Origin of the sequence: Thalassoroseus pseudoceratinae, assembly GCF_011634775.1 — a bacterium.
GTDB lineage: Bacteria > Planctomycetota > Planctomycetia > Planctomycetales > Planctomycetaceae > Thalassoroseus > Thalassoroseus pseudoceratinae.
In genome coordinates this window covers 1,007,859-1,024,302 of sequence record NZ_JAALXT010000003.1, presented here as the reverse complement: position 1 = coordinate 1,024,302, position 16,444 = coordinate 1,007,859, and the positions used below count along the sequence as shown (strand labels likewise).

At 53.9% G+C, this 16,444-nt stretch carries 14 protein-coding genes; 3 read left to right on the top strand and 11 right to left on the bottom strand.

Features of this window, described 5'->3' with window-relative positions:
* Positions 1-138 precede the first annotated feature (138 nt).
* Entirely contained in the window at positions 139-1,545 is a 1,407-nt protein-coding gene (locus G6R38_RS13955; protein WP_166826345.1) for a hypothetical protein, read from the bottom strand.
* Positions 1,546-1,597: 52 nt separating this feature from the next.
* On the bottom strand, positions 1,598-1,882 hold the full coding sequence (locus G6R38_RS13950; RefSeq protein ID WP_240928193.1) for a YbeD family protein: 285 nt from the start codon (positions 1,880-1,882) through the stop codon (positions 1,598-1,600).
* A gap of 375 nt (positions 1,883-2,257) precedes the next feature.
* Between G6R38_RS13950 and G6R38_RS13945 the strand changes: the two genes are divergently transcribed.
* The gene (locus G6R38_RS13945; protein ID WP_166826340.1) at positions 2,258-4,441 is read left to right on the top strand and encodes a putative bifunctional diguanylate cyclase/phosphodiesterase; all 2,184 of its coding nucleotides are present in this window, start codon (positions 2,258-2,260) and stop codon (positions 4,439-4,441) included.
* A 63-nt stretch (positions 4,442-4,504) separates the two neighbouring features.
* Here G6R38_RS13945 and G6R38_RS13940 read toward each other — a convergent pair whose 3' ends face one another.
* From G6R38_RS13940 to G6R38_RS28255, 6 genes are all read right to left on the bottom strand, one after another.
* A complete protein-coding gene (locus G6R38_RS13940) occupies positions 4,505-4,858 on the bottom strand; it encodes a hypothetical protein (RefSeq protein WP_166826335.1) in 354 nt (117 codons plus the stop codon).
* An 82-nt stretch (positions 4,859-4,940) separates the two neighbouring features.
* Entirely contained in the window at positions 4,941-5,783 is an 843-nt protein-coding gene (locus tag G6R38_RS13935) for an FHA domain-containing protein (protein ID WP_166826332.1), read from the bottom strand.
* A gap of 157 nt (positions 5,784-5,940) precedes the next feature.
* Positions 5,941-6,846: a 30S ribosomal protein S6--L-glutamate ligase gene (gene rimK / locus G6R38_RS13930; protein WP_166826329.1), complete on the bottom strand. Its 906-nt coding sequence runs from the start codon at positions 6,844-6,846 to the stop codon at positions 5,941-5,943.
* Complete coding sequence (locus G6R38_RS13925; RefSeq protein WP_166826326.1) at positions 6,843-7,376, bottom strand: ATP-dependent zinc protease family protein; 534 nt, start codon at positions 7,374-7,376, stop codon at positions 6,843-6,845. The genes rimK and G6R38_RS13925 overlap by 4 nt, the downstream gene beginning before the upstream one ends.
* 113 nt (positions 7,377-7,489) lie before the next feature.
* Positions 7,490-10,339: an Hsp70 family protein gene (locus G6R38_RS13920; protein WP_166826323.1), complete on the bottom strand. Its 2,850-nt coding sequence runs from the start codon at positions 10,337-10,339 to the stop codon at positions 7,490-7,492.
* Between the two features lie 203 nt (positions 10,340-10,542).
* A complete protein-coding gene (locus G6R38_RS28255; RefSeq protein ID WP_261345385.1) occupies positions 10,543-10,671 on the bottom strand; it encodes a hypothetical protein in 129 nt (42 codons plus the stop codon).
* Between G6R38_RS28255 and G6R38_RS13915 the strand changes: the two genes are divergently transcribed.
* Complete coding sequence (locus tag G6R38_RS13915; RefSeq protein WP_166826320.1) at positions 10,665-11,165, top strand: type II secretion system protein; 501 nt, start codon at positions 10,665-10,667, stop codon at positions 11,163-11,165. The genes G6R38_RS28255 and G6R38_RS13915 overlap by 7 nt on opposite strands.
* 41 nt (positions 11,166-11,206) lie before the next feature.
* Here the strand turns inward: G6R38_RS13915 and G6R38_RS13910 are convergent, their stop codons facing one another.
* The gene (locus G6R38_RS13910; RefSeq protein ID WP_166826317.1) at positions 11,207-11,836 is read right to left on the bottom strand and encodes an ANTAR domain-containing response regulator; all 630 of its coding nucleotides are present in this window, start codon (positions 11,834-11,836) and stop codon (positions 11,207-11,209) included.
* A gap of 277 nt (positions 11,837-12,113) precedes the next feature.
* On the opposite strand from G6R38_RS13910, the gene G6R38_RS13905 reads away from it, so the two are divergent.
* On the top strand, positions 12,114-14,063 hold the full coding sequence (locus tag G6R38_RS13905; protein ID WP_166826311.1) for an ATP-binding protein: 1,950 nt from the start codon (positions 12,114-12,116) through the stop codon (positions 14,061-14,063).
* Between the two features lie 32 nt (positions 14,064-14,095).
* Here the strand turns inward: G6R38_RS13905 and G6R38_RS13900 are convergent, their stop codons facing one another.
* Positions 14,096-15,604 (bottom strand): alkaline phosphatase family protein, encoded by a 1,509-nt coding sequence (locus G6R38_RS13900; protein ID WP_166826304.1) that lies wholly within the window; start codon positions 15,602-15,604, stop codon positions 14,096-14,098.
* A gap of 153 nt (positions 15,605-15,757) precedes the next feature.
* Positions 15,758-16,426: a PH domain-containing protein gene (locus G6R38_RS13895; protein WP_166826299.1), complete on the bottom strand. Its 669-nt coding sequence runs from the start codon at positions 16,424-16,426 to the stop codon at positions 15,758-15,760.
* Positions 16,427-16,444: the final 18 nt, after the last annotated feature.

The window sequence follows — 16,444 nt, the reverse complement described above, 5'->3', positions numbered from 1 at the left end:
GTATTGATGTGTGCAAGGGGGAAATGAATTCGTCTCGATAAACACCCGGATTCCGCACACGAATGAATTAATCGCAGTATAGCGGAGTCTTCGCGGTTGGCAACAATAATTAATCCATGTTCGTGGATTTTTTGGAAATTATTCCAGTTGCGTGAGATCGGGGGCGGGATCCGTGTGTTTTTCCTGCCATTCTTTCTGGAAACGCCGATCGTTGAACCGAGCGTAGCAAACAAATCCAATGATGAGCAGCAAGATCCCGCCGCCGACAATCAAGATCCATTCGTCTGCGGAACCGGCACTCACAACCGGAACCGGTTCGATTTTTCGAGCCAGAAACAACGGCGCAACGCGTAAGACATCCGCCTGATCGGCGTATCCGTACATTTTGAAGAAATAGCCAGTGAATTGCACGGGTTCGTTGAGGTCATCGCTAATCGGTATTTGAGTCGGCTTCTCCAAGAAGTTGACGATCACTGGATTGGATTGGCCATCCTCGGGGAAGATGCGAGCCTCATATACGGAGTCGATTTCAAACCCATTGACGTTGGAATTTGGCCACTTCGCGAGGGATCGCAGGGTTCCGCTCAGTGTCACAGGCTTCCCGCGATAGAGATCGGGGTTTTTAAATAGATCAACAAACAGGATGTCCGACCGTTGCCGATTGGCCGGCTCGGAATCTTCGGTCTGCTCTTTCTGAATCTCGGACTGCATTTCCTCCCAAACCTTGGTCGCCAGCTGCTTCTGATCGGCGTAGTCGATCAGCCGAGTATGGGCGAGCGTTTTCATCATCGGACTCCGCTCGGCCGGTTCAATTCCCACGGTTCGATCCCGAACCTCGGCGAACAACTGCGGGTCCAACGCCGCGTGATGTGCTTCCAACCAAGGGGCAATCACGATTCCTTCGACACTTGATTGCGGGGCAGTTTGGTCATCTCCCACGTTCACCGGCACGAAGAAACCGGTTAGCGACACGGGGTGATTCAATTCATCGCCGGTCGGGAAATCGGTAGGCACATTTTGCACGAGGAATCGGATGCGTTGCTCGTCCGTTCCAACGAAATTCATTTCTCCGAGTTTGAGCGTTGGTTCGTCATCATCGTTGGATGATGTCAGAGGGCTGAGACTCTGAAGTCTGCCGTAAATGGTGATTGGACGAAATTTGTACTCCGCCAAGTTCTTTCGCATATCATTCGCTAAGCGGAACTCTTCGTCTTTGGGACGTGTGTCGTTCGTCAAACGGACCCGTGCACGCTGAAAAGCGGCTGCGGCTTCTTCGATGAGATCACTCGGCATTTCGGAAATGTGATCGATCACCGGTTGGAACGTCTGCGACAAAAACGCATCGGCTTCGGTGGTATTCGATGGAATGGACAATTCCGTATTGGCGAGATCGGGAAACTGAACTTCCAACTGACTGGCTTCACGGATTTCCAGATTCGTGTAGTCCTCGGCATTCGATGGCTCAAACTGGATGCAGAAAAGAAATCCTGCGAAGAACAGCGACGCAAACTGATTCGGCCAGAAGACAGATTTCGTCAGTTTCATGACAGATCTCACTCAAATGTTGGCATCGACCATGCGGCGGCTTCCGTTCGACTCACAATTGAACAACCAAACCGTCAATTTCCGCAATTGCCTGATGAATGGAAAGCACTTGGGTCGCCGATTCGACCACCGGTTCCACTGTGATTGCGACATGTCGACCACCCGAAGTTTCTCGCAACGAGTGAGGCGGGTCTTCTTCGGCATCGAGATGCTGCCGAACCGCCGACAATACCCTCGCTGTGAATGCAGCATCTGACCGTCCAATCGCTTTGAAAGTAAACGCGCAGGGGAAATCGTGCCGCTCTTGCAGCAACTCGATCATTGATTGATCAAACACAGTCATCTCCGGTCAGAAAATCAGAATCGAAATAAACGGAAGAATCGGCAGCTTGCCACATTGGCAACGCAATACCAACCCAAATTGTGGTAGGTTCCATATCGGTTTGACCAATATTGTTGGGGGCACACCGTTCATGTAGTTCAATTTGCGAACATTTCGTTGTTTTTTTTATTATACCATCCAGCAAAATCCGAACGAGTAAAGGGCGGTAGGCTATGATTCACGAGACTTCGCGGCTTGCCCCCAACTCATGGATGAACCGTTTTGCTGCCACCCTGGTGAATTCACTCGGAGTCCGACGCATTGACTCTGGGATTCATTCGCAAACTCGTTGGTCATTCACGAGCCAGATTTCTCGACAGGTAATTTGACATGCCGGATTGCCAAGGAAACCTAATCTTTGTCGATTGCTCTCGACAGCGAGTCGAGTTCATCGATTCCTTGGCCACCACGAAGATCCGTGTCACGACCGTTCCCGATGGAACTGACATCGAACGCCGGATCGCCCGTCACCATACAGACGCTGTCATTCTCGACCATCAGCAACTTGCGGACGACACGCTGGATGTCATCCACCTCATCCGACGGAGCCGCAACGTCGCTGAGCTATCAGTGATTGTGATCACGGAGAATACGCAGCCGGAAACTCAAGTTAGCCTGTTTGATGCCGGCGCCAATGACGTTATTGTTCTGCCAGTGGCGACTTCGGTTTTCGTGTCGCGTGTGCGTCAACAGCTGAACTGTGTGAAACACGCGAACTCCATCAAGGTGAGTGAAGCCCGGTATGCGTTGGCCAACTTCGGTTCCAACGATGGTTTGTGGGACTGGAATCTGCAGTCGAATACCGTCTATTTCTTCCCGCGTTGGAAAGAAATGCTGGGTTATAGCGGCGACGAAATCGGCGATTCGCCTCAAGAGTGGTTTTCCAGGATTCATCCGGAAGACCTGCCATACGTGCAAGATGCGTTGTCCCGCCATCTTGCGGGAGAGATGCAGCGTTTTGAATGTGAGCATCGGATCTCGCATCAGGACGATGTTTACCACTGGATGCTCGCACGCGGGGTCGCCGTACATGACGAAGCGGGATCGCCCGTCCGCATTGCCGGTTCGCTAACAGACATCACCCGTGGGAAAGCCGCTGATCCAGTCACCGGCTTGCCGAACCGAATTCTCTTCACCGATCGGTTGGAAACAGCCTGGAAGGCATCCAAAGAAGACGGCGGCAAGCAGTTCGCGATTCTCTTTCTTGACCTGGATCGCTTCAAATTCGTGAACGATAGTCTTGGGCACCATGCGGGCGATGAATTGCTGGTTGCGGTTGCGAATCGTCTTGAGATGGCGTTGCGGGCATTTTCGCGGAAAAGCGGTGCAAATTGCGGTGTTCGCTCGATGTTAGCCCGTTTTGGTGGTGATGAGTTTGTGATCCTACTGAGCGACATCCAAGATACGAACATTCCAGCCCAAGTCGCTGATACGGTTCTTGAAAAGCTGGCCAAACCGGTTTGGTTAGAGGGTCACGAGGTAGAAATCTCGGCGAGTGTCGGAGTGTCTTTGGGAAGCGAACGCACCAAATGTCTCGAATCGCTTCTTCGCGATGCCGACTCCGCCATGTACCATGCGAAATCACTTGGGAAAGGACGCAGTTGCATTTTCCATCCATCGATGCGAACTCATTCCCGCGAGCGATTTGCGTTGGAAGTGGATCTTCGGAAAGTGGTCGAGCGGGGAGAGTACGAGCTTCAGTATCAACCGATTGTCGACATGGAGACGGGGGCCATACTTGGCTTCGAAGCCCTGGCACGTTGGTCGCACCCCGTCCATGGGATGATCTCACCCAATGACTTCATTCCGGTCGCCGAGGAAACGGGATCTATCGTCAAACTGGGTTTGTGGACGCTCAACGAGGCATGTCGCCAATTGGCGACATGGCGTCGCGAGTTCCCGGAGATGACAGACTTGTTCATGGCGGTCAATGTCTCGAGTCTCCAATTTGCCGACCCGGCGTTGGTTCGGATTGTTCTGGATAGCCTCGAGGAGCACTCGCTGGAATGTCATGATTTGAAGCTCGAAATTACGGAATCAACAATCATGTTGAATCCGGATGTCGCCGCTCAATCACTGATGATTCTGTACTGGGCTGGTGTGCGAGTTTGCATTGACGACTTTGGCACCGGACACTCGTCACTCAGTTATCTGCAACGATTCCCAATCAACACGGTGAAGATCGACCGCTCATTCGTACGGCGAATGACACAATCGAAGCAAGCGATCGAGATTGTGAAATCGATCATCGACTTGGCGCACAATTTGGATATGGATGTGACCGCCGAGGGGATCGAATTCGTGGAGCAGCACGAAATCCTCCGGGAACTGGGCTGCGAGCTCGGGCAAGGTTTCTACTATTCGCGTCCCCGCTCGGTGGAATTGGTTGCTGATTTGTTGCAGAAGAAAACGCTGCTTCAAGATCCGCTACAGATACCGCTAACGTTGCCGGTCGAGGAAATTGAAGCCCTGAGAGAATCTCAACAGATTGCTAGCAACGCTGTCTGCGACTGAACGGGTGCTTCGTCGCCGTTTCTTGCAGTGTCATCCACTGTCGTTTTGCGTGTCGACTCTCTGCTAGTCTTCTTCACTCGCCAACTGGGCGAAGATCTCACTTCGATTGGCGGCGAACTGACCGTTCGTCAATACCATCGCACACCCTGCTTCCCGAGCTTGCTCCAACTTCGCTCGGTGGACATGGGGGCCAACAGCGATGACCGATGCCGAGCAATCTGCAAACGCTGACGGATCGATCTGAGGGTGACTAAGGTCGAGAATCACTCGGAACCAACTCTCCTCAACCGCTCGTTGACTTGCTCGCTCAGCGTTCGCCTCGACGACGAGTTCAAAGCCCTGGCGTTTGGCATCACCCATGATGGGCGAACTAAACATCAGGTCCCGGCTGACTAACAGAATTCGTGAGCGTGCCATGAGGTGTTGAATTGCGAGTGAAATTGCAGCGGGGTCACGGAGGCCGGATCGGTTCAGCTCAAGTTCTACTCAAGCTCTTGCCTTAATCGATGCTCTTGAGAAAGTCGCCTAGACTTTCGTCACTATCTTCGGAATCGCTGTCCGCTCCCGATAGGAAATTCGAAATGTCATCCTCGGTGACGTCGCTTTCCTCTTCGGAATCGTCGTCGGCTTGGGTGAGACGTGCCTCTTCCTCGTCATCAGCGAACTGGGTGAATTCCTCGTCTTCGATGTTGGCATCCTCGTCGACGTCCATCACTTCAGCGACGGTTCCAGGATCGTCATCGTCGACAAGCAATTCGTCAGAATCTGCATCCACTGGTAGTGCTGGGTCCGATGACTCTGCGTTGCCGGTGAGATCGTCGAGATCATCATCGATGGGGATCGCAGCATCCGAATCCTGAAGCTCTTCGCCCTCTTCCGTGGACAATGGAATTTCCCCGGAATCTTCGGAGTCCCACTCCTCTTCAACTTGCTCGACCGGCGCTTCGGCAACCGTCTCGTCGGGAACTTTGGAGACCGTTTTGGGACGCGAAGCCTGTTCAGACTCCGCGACCGTGTGGTCTTCTTCACTTGCCTCGTTGGCGGGTGGCGTGAATTGAACGAGGAAGTCGACGCCGCCGACCGTGAGTTCGCTGTCGGGAGCGACCGTATAATCGGTGTCTGCGTCCAGCCGATATCCGTTGATGAACGTTCCGTTCGCGCTGCCCAGATCCCGGATAGAGACGGTATCGTCAGTCACCAAAATTCGGCAGTGTTTTCGGCTGATTTCCTTCGATGCAACACGTAAGTTGCATTCCGCACTACGACCGATCAAGGTTTCTGGCTTCAGCACAACAACCTTGTGATTGGCTTGCCTTCCTGAGACAACAAGTCGAACCTGCATAACAAAACTTTATTCATGAACGGGCGAAACGCCGTATTTTGTAACGACCAGAGAATCATTGGCTTCGAGGCCAAAACAGTCGATTCCGATGACGTATCTCAAGTATAAACCGCAAAACTGCCCAATTCCCAGCGATTCCCCAAAGAAAACTCGGATTTTAGCCTTTGCTACGGATCTTCTTGACACCTTTCTCGGCGTTTTTCTCGATGAATTCGATGATCTTGGAAGCCACATTCACTCCGGTGGCCTGTTCGATTCCCTCAAGTCCCGGAGACGAATTGGCTTCCATCACAACCGGGCCATGATTCGAGCGAAGAATATCCACCCCAGCCACATTCAACGATAACGCTTTCGCCGTGCGGACCGCCGTGCTGCGTTCTTCCGGTGTCAGTTTGATTTTTTCCGCCGATCCGCCGCGATGGATGTTCGAGCGGAACTCACCCGGTTTGGCCTGTCGCTTCATCGCTGCCACAACTCGATCACCCACCACGAAGCAACGAATATCCGAACCGCCGGCTTCTTTGATGTACTCTTGAACAAGGATGTTCGCATCGAGTCCGCGAAAGGCTTCAATGACCGCCTCCGCCGCTTTGCGGGTCTCGGCGAGAATCACTCCGATCCCTTGAGTGCCTTCCAAAAGTTTGATGACAACCGGTGCCCCGCCGACGATGTTCAGCAGTCCGTCGATATCTTTCGTTGCATGCGCAAAACCCGTCACGGGCAATCCAATGCCTTTGCGGGCGAGGAGTTGCATGCAGCGGAGTTTGTCGCGTGATCGGCTAATCGCGAGCGAGTCGTTCGTCGTGAATACATTCATCATCTCAAATTGCCGGACGACGGCCGTTCCGTAGAACGTCCAGGTTGACGCAATCCGCGGGATGACGGCTTCGAAGTCGTCCAATGGTTCGGCTTGGTACATGACCTTCGGTCGGTTCGCGGTGATGTCCATATAACACCGCAGGTAGTCCACAATCTTCACGACATGCCCACGTTCCTCGGCCGCTTCGCGGAGTCGGCGGGTCGAATACAGCGACGCTTTCCGCGACAGTAAAGCAATTTTCATGATGACTTCTTGTCTGAGGGCTTGGGTGATTTTTTCTTCGACGGACTCTTTCGCATGGCCTCCGGGACTCCCCCAAGATGGGAACGTCCGGCATCGATCAAAAACCGATCGCGTATCGATTCCCGACCGAGCAGCATCCGAAAACCCATTGTATCGCGATTGGCCAGCGTTAATTCGATCGGCCAAACTTGATCGAGTAGTCGGACATTCGTGACGATGACCGGTCGTGACGATTGATGACCGTTGGAACTCGTTACACGTCGATATTCCAGTAACTTGGCTTCCGTGCGGATTGTCTCTTTGGTGTTTCGTTGCACGGGGTGGAGTTCGAATCGTACGTACTGCTCGCCGTCGCGTTCAAATGGTTCAATCTCGTAAGCGTGAATGGAGGATGTTCGGGCACCGGTATCAATTTTAGCCTTGATAAAGTCAACGCCAAGGTCCGGCAGGGAAACCCACTCTCGCCAACCGATATGCGGGAACTCGCGGAACTTTCGCCGAGACCGTGGCTTGTCGGGGGATGGCGTCATAACGGCTCTCACGGTGTTGATTGGTGACCAATCCGTTTCAGATTGTTCGAGGGGATATCAGAACGAAACACAACTTCCCATGCAACGCATACGATGAACGCTCGAAACGGACTTTATTTTTGAAGTCGCAATCCCGGTGGAAGTGACTCGCCAAAAATCTGCCCTTCCTCAGTTTGATCGAACTCACCACCTTCGCGAACCAATTGCACCCAGTGCGGCGGTGCGTCTTCGGTTTCCAACCAAACGGAGACCCGATCTCGCAGGGCTGCTGGCAAATCGCGAAACCGATCATCGGTCCGTCGGGCGAGCAACATGACCGCCAGTAATCCTAAGGAACCCGGTTTCGGCTTGTCCAAGAGTTTCTCAACCCAGCCCGCCACAATTTCCGGCGGCAGGACCGAATTCAATGGCCCGTACAACGGCACACGCTGTCCCACGCGTCCCAACGCCCACAACAACGCATCTTGCACCGGTTGCATTTTTGGACGGTCGTAAAGATCAAGCAGAATGCGACCAAGTTCGATTCGGACCGGAACCTTCAACAATTCGAAGGAACCCAACATTCGCCAGATTTCCGATTGCTCGTGCGAGTTGTCCGTTAGACCGGCTCCACCTTTGCCGCGTCCACTCGTCATTTGTTTGTGCAGGGGACGAATGGAACTTAGCAGCGGCGTCGCAAGTGCCGTTTGCTGACCGGCGGATAATCCGCCGCCCAATCGTCTCCACAAGACCCACCACTCCGCCCGGCATTGAGGATCGGCGTGCACGAGTTTGCCTTGCAATGTCTTCCACGTTTCCAAGACTCGCCAATCGTCGAGTGCAAACCCGTATCCAGGACGTAAACAGAAACCGATCGCGTTGAGCCAACGAGCCTCGTGTTGCGGACTCCGACGCCGACCACTTTCATGATCCATCAGGGTTTCCCACATCGACCGCAGCAGGGAACTCGGGAATTCGGATCGACTCAACGACATGCGACGGGCAATGTCTTTCATCATCCGAGACGGTTTGACTGTGGAACTCTTACCGAATGTGCCTTCGATGACTTCGTCGGCATCCTTCCGATCAGTTTCAGAAAGGATTCCCTCAGCTTCGGCGGCGGACTCATGAGCCGCAATATCCGTTTGGGTGGCAGTACGGACATCGAATTGCAATTGCCAACTTCGTGAGCCGTTCGTCTGCCGACACCATAGTTCCATCGTGCCGACTTCGGTCAACTTCCCGACGAGTTCCACCGGAATCGGTTCGCTCGTGGCTTGCCCACGTGATTTGAGTACAGTTCGAATCGGCGGCAACGCCCGCATTTGTTCCGGGTCGATCGGAACGATCTCACCGGGCCGATCGGTCAGGCGGGTGCTGGAGACGAATAATGGGAACTCGATGGGCTCAGAGAGTTGCAATAGAAACGACGGTTCTGCGATTTCGACATCTTCACCAGCCTCGATTCCCGCGGGAAGCAGACACATTGCCTGCTGATTGCCGTGTGCGTCTTCGATACCGACGTAGTAAGTTCGTGCGAGCCCCGCCGCAATCCGCACTCCTTCGCCACGTCGAACCATCCCATAATAAGCAGCCCCGTGAGCGACGGCGAGATCGAGCCGATCGTTCTGTAGCACGATTGGCGACCAATCCGCGTCATCGGTGGAGAACCAGTTCGTCACCTGATCGATCAATCGCTGCCGCAGCACGGTCGACGCGAAGAATCCACCGTTGAACAAAATGATGTCGGGACGGGCGGGATCGTGGTCGGTGGGGATGTCACTGTCATCGATCGACACATCGCGGTGAGCCGTCAAAAATGCGGCCAGATACCGTGTGATGGCCGCGTCTTGTGCGTACGGCAAACCGAATTCCTGAAACCCCGATTGCCGAGATTGTGGCTGTGTTTCCAGCTCAACTGTGGGAAGAAAACCGCTTTGTAGGATCTCCAGGGCTTCATCCCGTGTGATTTCCGCCTGGAGTCCACTGCCAATTAGACGCGATCCGCTTCCCGGCAACGTGACCGTGACTTTCTCCGGGGCATCGTCTTTGAGCAGGTCTTCTTTGACCTGCCGACATTGCCGGACCAAGACCGACCACTGTCGCGGTTCGAGTTTTCCGTTCGGCGTCAGTTTCTGTTCCAAATGGTGAGCCAACGCCAAATCGAGGTTGTCACCCCCGAGAATCAAATGCTCTCCCACGGCAATCCGGTGAAACGCAACCTGGGCGTCCTGTTGGTCGTCCGCGGAAGCCCGGCGAACTTGGATCAATGTAAAGTCGCTCGTGCCGCCACCGATGTCACACACCAAAATTCGCTGACCAGGTGTGACGAGTTGATCCCAATCGGCCCGGTGCCGATTGATCCAAGAATAAAACGCCGCCTGCGGTTCTTCGATGAGCACGAGTCGCGGCAGACCCGCTTGCCGACCGGCTTGGACGGTTAACTCCCGTGCAACTTCATCGAACGAGGCCGGCAACGTCAGCACGATTTCTTGTTCCGCAAGCGGATGTTCGGGGAACCTTCGATCCCAGGCGGAGCGAATGTGTTGCAGGAATCGAGCACTGACAGCGACGGGGGATAGTTTCTCGACATCGGTCGCACCGTGCCAAGGCAAAAGGTCAGCCGTGCGGTCCACTCCGGAGTGACACAACCAACTCTTGGCCGACGCAATCGCACGTCCGGGAACCATGCGGCCTTGCTCGCGGGCGAACACTCCCACAAACCATCGGGAATCGGTTTCTTGGTTCCAGGGGAGTCTCAACGATTCAGAAGAAAGCTCCTCAGCGGTCGCCTCGTAGTGGAAGCTTGGCAGTGTGCCGTGCGACTCGACTTCACCAGCGGCGACGAGTTGCGGGATCTCAAAAGTTTGGATGGACCAATTGGACTCTTCGACGTCGACATAGGCCACCGCCGAATTCGTGGTGCCCAAGTCAATCCCGACAACGAATCGCGGGCCAGTTGGTTGATCTTCGGTTGGACTCATATAGTTTGTTGCGTTGTTCGTTCAATGACTGACGGCGGTTGCAAAACCGAAGTATATCCCGTTCGCAGTTCGGATCGAACCTTCAGCGACGGACTGATTTCGCTGGTCTTACTCGTGCGAATGCGAACGATTGTTCCGGTGACAACGGTCACTTTCCGGACGAAGAATGTTTCCGATACGCGACGTCACGTTTTCTTTTGACATCATCCCCGCCCGGTGTAGGTTTCACTGGACAGTTTCGTGAGAGAACCGAATTCCTTGTCGAAATTGCCCCGCCCTGCTTGCCACGCATCATCTCGCCAGTTTTCTCGGAAGGATTCACCGTATGTCATTGGTTCCTTCTCGTCGACATCGTGGATTTACCTTGGTTGAAGTCCTGATGTTCACCGCGATTCTGGGCGTCTTGGCGGTTGGGATTTTGCCGCAGGTTGCAATCCAAACCCCGGACGACTTGGAAAAAATCGCGCGAACGCGATTGCGTGTCTTTCGGCAACAAATTCAGTTGTACGCGCAAGAACACAACGGAAAATACCCAGCCCAAGATTCTCGCGATTCACGGGACTTCGAGGATGCGTTGTTGTACTCCAGTGACGAGGATGGAAAAGTCGGCTCCGTAGGCACAAAACCGTTTGGGCCGTATTTCATTCAGCACTTGCCGGCGAATCCGTACACGAATTCCACGCGGGTCAAGGTTGTCTCGGATGTCGATGCCGTTCGCTCCGATGACAACCCTCTCTACGGCTGGTTCTACGACCCGACCACTGGGCGAATCAAAGCCAACACCACCGCAACGGCTGAGAACGGCACCCCGATCGACGAATACTAACCTTCGTCGTCAGATACGTCTGAACGGGTAGCAACGGTGGGTTAGTCGAATGCTTCATCGGCAGTGACGATTCCCAATGCGATTTCCGCCAATCGCTGACGCTTGCTGCTTGCAAGTTTTTGCAAGCGACGGTAAGCGTCTTCCTCCGAAAGCTGGTTCCGCCGCATCAGGATTCCCTTAGCCCGTTCGACTAATTTTCGATCGTTGAGGGCTTGTTTGAGATCTTTGACTTGGTCTTTGAGTTCCTGGAATTCCCGGAACCGCTGAATGACCAAGTGGATTGTCGGCTTCAACTCTTCCTTGCAAACCGGTTCAATCAGGTAGGCCATCACGTGATCTTGCAACGCGTGTTCCACCTCACTGAGATCGGTCTTCGGTGTGACGATAATTGCCGGGAATTGTTGCTGCGCAACTTCGTTGCATTCCACCAATGCATCGACTCCGTCCATGTCGTCGAGTTTTAGTCCGGACACGATGACGTCCGGAACTTGCATTTGGTCTTGGCACATGGCAATTAAGTCGCAGCCGCGTGTCACAATCGCGAGACAGGAATGCCCCAATTCACGTAAGGCGTCTTCCAAGACCTCCCGGGTTTCAATGTTTGCATGGGCGACGACGATCTTGAGTGTCTGACTGGTCGAAGCTGAATGATTCTGCGAAAGAGTTGTCATCGCGTTTCAATATTGGAGTGAATGACCGAGCCATGGGACGGCGGGCGCTCCCAGTGGCAGTAATCGCGGTCCGTCTGCCGATGGAAGATCGAAACCAGTAATTTTGATTGCAGGTAACGTTATTGTTGAGGCGGCTTATGTTACCATGCGTAGAATCCGCGTAGCAATATTGTCAGAAGAAGTTCTTCGCCGGAATAACGTCGTTTTGGGCTGGACGTTTTACGTTAACTAGCGTTCAATCCGTATTTCGACATCGCTTGGGCAGGATCAAAAAGACATGTGGGCCATTTTGTATTACGGCTTGTCTGAAGCCGATGCAAACGCGATTGAAAGAAATGTCGTGGCGCCGGATGGCCAGCGGATCCGCATGGAGTTTTGTCGGCATTGGGAGTCTGCCGAAGAGCACTGTGCGGGGCACACTGGGTTTGATGTCATCATTCTCGATAGCCGCGTTTCCGAAGCCACGTCGATCTTGGAGCGGTTGAAACACTTGCAGCCTGATTCCTCGTTGGTGGTGATGAGTCACTATTCGGATCGGAATCAGTCGGCTGAGTTTCTGAGAATGGGGGCCCATGAAGTCGTTCATCAGGCGGATCAAACGAGCGCGTACCTACAACGTGCCATTAACCATGCGATCGAACGCGGACAGTTGCAGCGAGATTTGCAGCACCTGTCGTCGATAGTCGGAGCCAGTTCCGACTTCATCGGCACATGCGATCGCGAGGGACGCATGATTAGCTTGAACGCAGCCGCTCGGCAGATGTGCGGAATTGACGGGCAATGGAACGTCGCGCGAATGCGAATCGAAGATTTCCATCCCCGTTGGGCCGTGGAGAAAATTCGGAGTGTGGCGATTCCCACCGCTGAAAAAACAGGACATTGGCAAGGGGAAACCGCGTTGATCCGCTCGAACGGATCGGAACTGCCGGTCTCGCAGCAGATCATCGCTCACCGCTCGTCCAACGGTACGGTCAAATATTATTCCACGGTCATGCGAGATGTCAGTCATTTCAAGGCCGTCGAAGCTGACTTGATTCGAGCGAGATCCCAGGCGGAAGAAGCGGACCAGGTCAAAAGTCGATTTCTGGCCCACATGAGTCACGAACTCCGTTCGCCGCTCACTGCGATTCTTGGGTTCTGTGACATGTTGCAGTCCCAGACCGACCTGAGCCGATTACAGGAAATCGCCGACACGATTCACCGAAATGGCAGCCATCTTCTCGAAATCATCAACGACATTCTCGATCTGTCGCGAATCGAAGCCCAAATGCTGACGATTCGGTCCGAAGAATTTTTGTTGGCCGAAGTCGTTAGAGAACTTCGCAGCCTCTTTGAGTTGCCCGACGAAGATGATAACAATGCCTTCGAGACGATCCTCGAAACGCCCGTCTCCAAGACGTTGAAGACCGATCCGCTGCGACTCAAGCAGATTTTGAGCAACTTGCTGAGCAATGCATTCAAATACGCGCCGGACGGGATCAAGGAACTTCGTATCAGGACCACACCCGACGGCGAAATTGCGTTCGCTGTTCGCGACACGGGACCGGGGATTGCGGAAACCGAACTCCAGCAGATTTTCGCGCCATTTTCGCGACTTGTTCACGACGAGGACACCGGAGTCGCCGGCACCGGGCTTGGTCTTGCGATTGGCCGGCGGTTAGCGGAATTGTTAGGTGGGAAATTGAGCGTCGAGAGCCAACTCGGTCAGGGAACGACGTTCACCCTGACCCTGCCCCGTTCGTGTATGATTGCCGGCGAGACCATTGATTCCATCGCCAACGAAGTGCGAAAACCGACCCGGTCGCTTCCAGTCGAGGACACTGCTCCAACGAGTCGCCCACCGGGTCGTGTCCTGGTTGCCGACGATCGGCGAGACGTCTGGCGAGTGGTCGAACACTTTCTCAAAAAGGCCGGCTATGAGGCTGTCATCGCCAAGAACGGACGGGAGGCCATCGACGAAATCGAATCCGCAGCGACCGAAGGCCAGGAGTTCGAGGCCGTGTTGATGGACATGCAGATGCCGGTTTTGTCCGGCTACGAAGCGGTTCGGGAATTGCGTGCGAACGGATTTCGCCAGCCGATCATCGCACTCACCGCCAGTGCCATGAAAGGAGACCGTGCCAAGTGTTTGGAGGCCGGGTGTGACGACTACCTCCCAAAACCGATCGATGGAAAAGCTCTGCTCGATAAGGTTCGGAAACTTCTTGATGATGCCAATCGCGAATGATTGGAGATTCGTCGTCGTCTCCGATCGCTAATTCACATCGTTTCGATTCCGAGCAGTCGGCAGCAAATCGGAGCCACATCGACGGACCGTGGTTGCTCTGGAAACTCAAAACCCGCGGGAGCACCGGCGACGATCAACGGCGATATGGAGTCCTCTGCGGAGAGGGTTCCATGCGAACCGCTCGCGTTTGGCTTGACCCCTGCCACTACAAATTCCCAACCGGGACTTGCAGTGACCCAAACGTCGCCGGTTTCTTCGAAAAACGCTTCCGCAATCCGTTCGAACGCATTCGGATAGTCCCGGAAGCGGACTACGCCATCATCGGCTACGCGGCCATCGAGGCCACTCAGGTCGCCGGTCCAACTCCAACTGTTCCCGAATTCGTCATGAGCGGACTGCGAAAACCGAGACGGGTCTCGCGAGAAGATCAACGGGTCACAGTGTGGACTATGGACGTGATATGTCCAAGCGTCTTGATCGCCAGACCGCCAAAGGATTTGGTCGATTCGCGGGCATTGTTTCAGTGATGTCACGACCTGCTTCAGGTGTTCGTCGTCGTCATGGTGCGGTTTGCGAAAGTAGATCTGTGCGGAGCGAAGATTTGTGCAAACCATCAAATCTTCATGGGATTGCCAAGTACTTCCCGCCGGCACCAACGAAAAATTCGACAAGACGTCATCGAGATTAATGCCAGTATTGTCGTTTGCAAGTGGTGATTGCGAATGGTCGCCGGTTACGACAATGGCAACCTCCTCTAACATCGCGTCAATGCCTCCGTGCAGTTCAAACACTTGGCCGAGAACTCGGTCCACTTTTTCGATGACGGTCAATGCCTCCGCTGGTCCTTCGGAATGACTCTGGAAATCGTTCTCCGGGAAATACGCCACCGTCAAATCGGGCAAGCCAACCTCGCAGAGCTGTAAAAGAAACGCGGCTGTTGTTTCGTCACTCATGCCGAACTTGTGCAGCGGTCCGCCGGGACCGGTCATTGTCTCGCCAGTGGATGGCAACGGGGTCTTGGCGAAGTCGCCGAGGTAGCAAATCTTCGGGCCATGCACGCGTTCAGCCGGCGATAGATCAGGAATCAATTTGAAGAGCCAAGGCGTCTGGAACTCATGAGGGACATCACCGTGGAACCACATGAAGTTGAGACAAGCCGCTGTCAAACCGGCACGTTCGGCTTGCTGGTACAGTGTTGGCGATTGCAGATGGTCATGGTTCAGTCGCATCTGAAAATCACGGAGATACTTCGCAATTCCTTCCCGCAAGACGACTTCCAAATCCGTACCAAAGTAGTTGACGACTTCGGCTTCGCGGTCATACCAGTAGGCACCGGAAATCCTGTGGGCGGATGGGAAGCACCCTGTGATCAAGCTAGCGGTTGCGGCGGGAGTAATTGACGGAAAAATTGAGATGGAAGGCTGGTGCCAGCCTTTCTTCGCCAACGTATGGAGGTTCGGCAACCGCGTGTCGCTCCACGCGTTGTCAACGATTGTCTGACTCAATGCGTCGATTACGACAAACAACACTTTTTTGGGCATCGCACCTGACTAGGTAAAAGGAGATTGACGGCAACTCAAGCTCTTCGTTATCGGCTGCGGTCTCGCCATGGCTACTCAATGAAACAGGGAAAGACGATTCGAAAATCGTCTTTCCCTGATGATGTCATATTCGGCGAACAATTGCGATGCGATTTACTGCAGATCCCGAACCACGTCGGCCACATCTTCCGGATGGACGATACCGATACACTCGATCTCAAGATCATCCTGGCCGGAACTCGAGATGGCGATGTCACCCACGCCCACAATTCGTTCATACATGTTTTGATCGACCTGGATATTCCGCACATCATCATGTTGGACTTCGCTGGTCTCACGAGAAATGATGCCTTTACGGAGAATGGTTCGTTTGCTTGTCACAATCAAGGTGGTGTATTTAATCTCTAGCCACCATTTCAGGAACAACACGAGTCCCGCGACTGTAATAGCCCCGCTGATCGCCCATTGAATCCAGTTCGTGAAGGTCAACCAACCCCCAGCGGCGACGAGTTCCCCGTTGGCGATGGTGTTCACGATGCCCAACAGCCCCGTCAAAATGATCGCGACGTAGAAGACGTATCGAATCGGGTGCTTGCGGAACATCGACGGGTGCAACTCTCGAAGCACGTTCTCTTCCCGCTCGGCGTAGTCAACTCTCGGAGCTTCCGGAGTGGGAGAGTGATCGACTTGGTGGGCCACCGGGACTTCAATCTGAATCGGGCTGTCGCAACTCGGACAGTCCACGACTGTGCCGATCACGTTGTCCGCGACCGTGATGTCATGGTGACAAACTGGGCATTGGTAGGCGAAATCGGTTTGCATTTTGAAATCCTGATTGCG